6 protein-coding genes and 1 pseudogene are annotated in these 4,740 nt (G+C 61.2%); 4 read left to right on the top strand and 3 right to left on the bottom strand.

The features are described 5' to 3' along the window. A partial coding sequence (locus Q0964_RS14020; RefSeq protein WP_475405894.1) for a nuclease/transposase family protein occupies positions 1-631 on the bottom strand: 631 nt, incomplete at its 3' end. Then, positions 628-789, bottom strand: coding sequence for a DUF2080 family transposase-associated protein (locus Q0964_RS14015; RefSeq protein ID WP_299268750.1), 162 nt, complete (start codon positions 787-789; stop codon positions 628-630). The genes Q0964_RS14015 and Q0964_RS14020, both read right to left, overlap by 4 nt. A 158-nt stretch (positions 790-947) precedes the next feature. Between Q0964_RS14015 and Q0964_RS14010 the strand changes: the two genes are divergently transcribed. After that, positions 948-1,157: a helix-turn-helix domain-containing protein gene (locus Q0964_RS14010; RefSeq protein WP_299268748.1), complete on the top strand. Its 210-nt coding sequence runs from the start codon at positions 948-950 to the stop codon at positions 1,155-1,157. A 33-nt stretch (positions 1,158-1,190) separates the two neighbouring features. Here Q0964_RS14010 and Q0964_RS14005 read toward each other — a convergent pair whose 3' ends face one another. After that, the gene (locus Q0964_RS14005) at positions 1,191-1,649 is read right to left on the bottom strand and encodes a ferritin-like domain-containing protein (RefSeq protein ID WP_299268746.1); all 459 of its coding nucleotides are present in this window, start codon (positions 1,647-1,649) and stop codon (positions 1,191-1,193) included. A 330-nt stretch (positions 1,650-1,979) separates the two neighbouring features. Between Q0964_RS14005 and Q0964_RS14000 the strand changes: the two genes are divergently transcribed. The 3 genes and pseudogenes from Q0964_RS14000 to Q0964_RS13990 all read left to right on the top strand — a co-directional run. Continuing rightward, on the top strand, positions 1,980-2,687 hold the full coding sequence (locus Q0964_RS14000; protein ID WP_299268744.1) for a universal stress protein: 708 nt from the start codon (positions 1,980-1,982) through the stop codon (positions 2,685-2,687). Positions 2,688-2,778: 91 nt separating this feature from the next. After that, positions 2,779-4,136: pseudogene (locus tag Q0964_RS13995) on the top strand (APC family permease). Positions 4,137-4,258: 122 nt separating this feature from the next. After that, on the top strand, positions 4,259-4,740 hold a 482-nt coding region (locus Q0964_RS13990), incomplete at its 3' end, for a potassium channel family protein (protein ID WP_475405893.1).

Genomic DNA, 4,740 nt, shown 5'->3' with positions numbered 1-4,740 from the left:
TTGAATCTTCGATACCACTCTCGGCTAGTGCCGCTAGCGCAACACAGTCTTCGTTAATATCGACACCGATGACTGTTTCTGCCGCTGTTTTTGCATCAACTTCGGCGGTTTCGTTCGTCACGGTAACGTGCAATTCTTCGCGTCCGTTTCGGCAGAGCGCTTCGGCAGTGCCAACGTGCCAGTCATCGTCTTTTATTGCCTGCGTAAGCAGGTTGAACTGGTCTTGCGTACCGTGAAGTCCGCCTTTGACGTGGTTGTACGGTTTCGCACTAATGCGGAACCGTACCGTTTCGTCTTCGAGAAAGAGGTTGTAGCCTTCGCCGTAGTTCATCCGTAGCGGGAACGTCTCGTGTTTATACCACGGGCGTCCCCAGTCGTCGTTGTCGTAGTAGTTGTCGAGTGCGTCGAAGGCTTTGTCGATGATGCGCTGTGCGGTGTTTTGCACGAGGTCGGCGTTCTGCTCAACAGCATCTTCAATCTCGTCCCAGTCCCATCCGTCGTAGTTGAGGCGTAGTACCTCGTTGAACACGCGGCGACACTCCAAGCGTGCGTCGTGGAGCAGGCTCTCGTTGCCACTCTGCACGTCCAGCGGGAACACGAGTGTCTTGGTGAGAGCCTGTGTCTGCGTCATTCGTCGTTGTTTTCGGTGGGTTCTGAGATGCGGACAGCTTTCACGTCAGCGCCACGCCAGCGTTTTGGAACGGTGACGTGGGCGCTGTTGCCGAACTCCTTGACTTCGCCGTCGAGGACTTCTTCGCCGTCGATTTCAAATCTATTCCCCGTATGTATATATTTTGGATATACTTAACCGTAACGGGGATTTTGTCGATGGGGCGTGCGGCCTTCACCCTCGGGGTCAAGCCCCGAGGCACTCGGCCTGTTCCGCCTGTAGATTAGGCGGCGGACTCTCCTTTCATTTCGATCACGTCGGAGATTCCACCGGCTCGGTGCTCACCCCCTTCAATTCGGTCACGATCCAGCCGGAACAGCACCACGTTCTCGAAAAGGCCGCAGAGGAGGGCTACTACCGAACACCGAGGGAGACGACATTGGATGAACTCGCAACCGAATTGGAGTGTCCACGATCGACCGTCTCGTACCGGCTTCGCAGGGCCGAGGCGGCCCTTGTCGACGAGTACCTGACCAACAACTCCTGATCGGGGTCACGGTTGTGGAGGCGTTCGAGTGCGTCAGTCTCCGCTATACTCCTTTCTGAGCCCCCGGAACTCGGAGCGGTGGGCCTCCTCGTCGGCCAGGATCTCCACTGCCAGATCCTCGGTTACCGGGTCGTCGGCCGCCTGCGCGAGCTCAACCAGCTGCTGGTACGTCGAGATCGCACCGTCCTCCGCGTCCAGAACGCCGTCAATCACGGCGAGGACATCCGTTGAATCCTCCGGTGGTTGAAGACTCTCCTGCTGGGCGGTGAACGCTGCTGACCCCGGGGGATTGGCGTCGAGTTGCTTGAGTCGCTGTCCGAGTTCCCCGGCGTGACCAAGTTCTTCCGCGATGTCCGCCTCAAGACTCTCCTTGATCTCCTGTGCTCGAACCCCTTCGAGAACGATTGAGTTCGTCCGGTAGTTCATTACGGTCTCCAACTCTTCTAGGTACGCACTTCGGAGTACATCGATCACTGATTCACTGGATGTCATCAGTAGCATCTTGACCGCCGGCGTGCTTAGATGTGGGTTTGTCCTGTGACAAGTGGCTGTCGTTCCGGCGGTCGTTACCGGGCGGTGAAACGGCGCCGTGAGGCCGCTCGGACTCACCACGCGCGGCGTCTACGACCCCCGAGTTGTCGAACGACGTGATCGTCATCTTCAGCAAGTCGTGCCTGCTCGCAGGCACAACGACGCGGTCGGAGGTCCGGCGGAGCTCAACACAGTCTCGCCGGCCTCGTACTGGGTGAGTTCCTCTGGAAATGCCACGTCGTAGCGTCAAATCTTTTATATATTTTATTATCCGCTGACTTATTAATACGTATGAGCGTGACACACAGGCTCCTCGTCCCGTTCGAGCTACCGGATGCCGACGAGGTCCCACCGGTGCTGGTCGACACGCTCGCGACGATGGAGGTGGTCTTGCTTGGCCACTACGGACTGCCGGAGCAGACGCCGCCCTCCGTCGCCCGCGACCAGTTCGAGGGCGACGCTCGAACAGAACTCGATGATATCGCCCGACGGTTCGAGGAGGCAGGAGTCTCGGTGACCACTCGGCTCGTGTTCGGGAAAGCCCGTGAGGAGACGATCAATCGCGTCGCACTGGAAGAGGACTGCGACGTGATCCTGACGCCTGGCGACGCCGACGCAGTCGCACAGGCGTTCGTGCCACTCCGTGGTGAGGCGAACTTCGACCGCATCCTCTCGTTCGTCGGGGAGTTACTGATCGCGACCGGGGCATCCGTTACGCTGTTTCACACGGGTGAGGAGTCCGACCGGCTCCCAGGTGAGGAGATCCTCGCGGACGCGACAGACCGTCTCGTTGGGGCTGGTGTCGACCCCGACCGCATCAGCCGGCACCTGGTCGGCGACGACGTCGAACGGAGTATCGTCAACCTCGGGGACACGTTCGACCTACTCGTACTGGGAGAAACGGAGCCGTCGCTCCGCAACAAGATCTTCGGGAGTCGCCCAGCACAGGTGACCGCCGGCACGGACGATCCGGCCTTCGTCGTTCGAAACGCCGAATAACCGTAATCTGTCAATCGATGTCATGGAACCAGTCTCACTCCGGGATTCGGAAACAGCCACCCCACTCGGGTGATGCAGCGGTGGTCAGCGGATGAAGAACGATCTCGAACACGACCTCAGCCTGTACGCGACGGTCACGATCAGCACGGGCGCAATGATCGGCAGCGGCATCTTCGTACTGCCGGCGCTCGGGTTGAAGAAGGCTGGACCAGCAGTGATTCTCGCGTACATCCTGGCGAGGCTGGTCGTGCTGCCGGCGGCGCTGTCGAAGGCGGAGATGGCGACAGCGATGCCCGAATCCGGCGGCATGTATATCGACCGCGCGATGGGGCCACTCGCCGGCACAGTCGCGGGGATCGGCGCGTGGTTCTCGCTGGTGTTCAAAAGCTCGTTCGCGCCGGTCGGGCTGGGGGCGTACCTCCTTCTCCTCGTCCCGCTGTCGGGCGGGCTGGTGAAGACCGTCGCGCTGGGGCTGGCGGCGCTGATCGTCGTCCTCAACCTCGTCGGGACCGAGCAGAGTGGGAAGGCACTGTCGATTATCGTCACCGCCGTCGTGGTCGCACTCGCGGCGTACGTACTCGACTCGGGGCTCGCAATCGAGCCCGCCCGCTTCCAGGGGTTCGCCGAGAAAGGCACCGGGGGGGTCGTCACCGCGGCGGCGTTCGTGTTCGTCTCCTACGCGGGCGTGACCAAAATCGCTACGTCGCCGAGGAGATCAAGGGCCCCGACCGGAACCTCCCGCTGGGTATTCTCATCTCGATGGGAGTGATGATGCTGCGGTACAGCCTGGTGGTCGCGGCCGTGGTCGGGCTGAACGACCCGGCGATGCTGTCGACGAGCGGCCCGGGTGGCGGTCCGTCGCTGACGCCGATGGCCGACGGTGCGGGCCAGCTACTCGGCGGGGTCGGCGTCGTCGTCATCGCGGTGGTCGCGATGCTAGCGCTGACGAGCATGGCCAACGCCGGGGTGCTGGCGTCCTCGCGGTTCCCGCTGGCGATGAGTCGGGACTCACTGGCGCCCGAGGAGCTCGCCCGAGTCAGTGAGCGCTTCCAGACCCCCCGGAACGCGATCCTTGTGACCGGCGGGCTCCTGCTGGCACTGATCGCCTTCGTGCCGGTCGTTGAGTTGGCGAAGTTGGCCAGCGCGTTCCAGATCCTCGTGTTCTCGATCGTCAACGTCACCTTGATTGTGTTTCGCACGAGTGACGTCGATTCGTACCAGCCATCGTTTCATTCGCCAGGCTACCCGTTTGTCCAAATCGCCGGCGTGGTCGGCGGCTTTGGGCTGCTCACCCAGATGTGGACGCTCACAATCCTCGGAGCGGCCGGCATTATCGTCGGCGGGGTCGCGTGGTACCTCGCCTACGTCGGAGCCGGACGAACCGCGATGGGGGCCCTCGGCACGATTCTCGCCCGACGACGCGAGGAGAAGCCGGTGACCTCCGATTGAATCGATGGCTGTGCAATCTCTCTGACAACACTGGGTGTGATTCGACCACGGCCTGACCCTGACGCCGTGTGGCGACGACTGTATCGGGATGGTTTAACAGTTCGAGGGCAACTTCCGTACGTATGAACAAGTGGCAGCGTCGTACCGTCTACTATTCGGTCCTGTTGATTGGCTCGATGCTCGTCTTCGCGGTGCTTTATCAGAACGGGATGCGAATCTACGAGGGAGAGCCGAGGACGTTCCTCCACTCCCTGCAGATTGTCGTCGAGACGTTTACGACGACGGGGTTCGGCTCGGATTCCCCCTGGATCAGCCCGGAAATGAACGTACTCGTAATCGTCATGGATCTGTTCGGGACGCTGCTCATCTTCATGGCCTTTCCCGTTCTCGCGTTCCCGCTGCTCGAGGACATCCTCTCGACGACGGTCCCGAAGACTGTCGACGGCGACCTCGACGACCACGTGGTGATCTGCACGTACACGCCCCGTGCCGACGTTCTCATCGACGAACTGGAGTCGTGGGATGTCGACTATGTCATCGTGGAACCGGACCGTGAACGGGCGACTGAACTGTACGAGGACGGCTACCGTGTCATCCGAGCGGA

The sequence above is a fragment of the Halorientalis sp. genome, from assembly GCF_028275115.1.
Taxonomy (GTDB): Archaea; Halobacteriota; Halobacteria; order Halobacteriales; family Haloarculaceae; genus Halorientalis.
Note: the sequence above shows the minus strand (reverse complement) of the source record. Positions and strands in the feature narration are given on the sequence as shown.

What these genes read in the sequence shown, in the direction of transcription:
- Q0964_RS14000 (WP_299268744.1), top strand. Translation starts at nt 1,980, where the DNA reads ATGAGCGTGACACACAGGCTCCTCGTCCCGTTCGAGCTACCGGATGCC.
- Q0964_RS14005 (WP_299268746.1), bottom strand. Translation starts at nt 1,649, where the DNA reads ATGACATCCAGTGAATCAGTGATCGATGTACTCCGAAGTGCGTACCTA.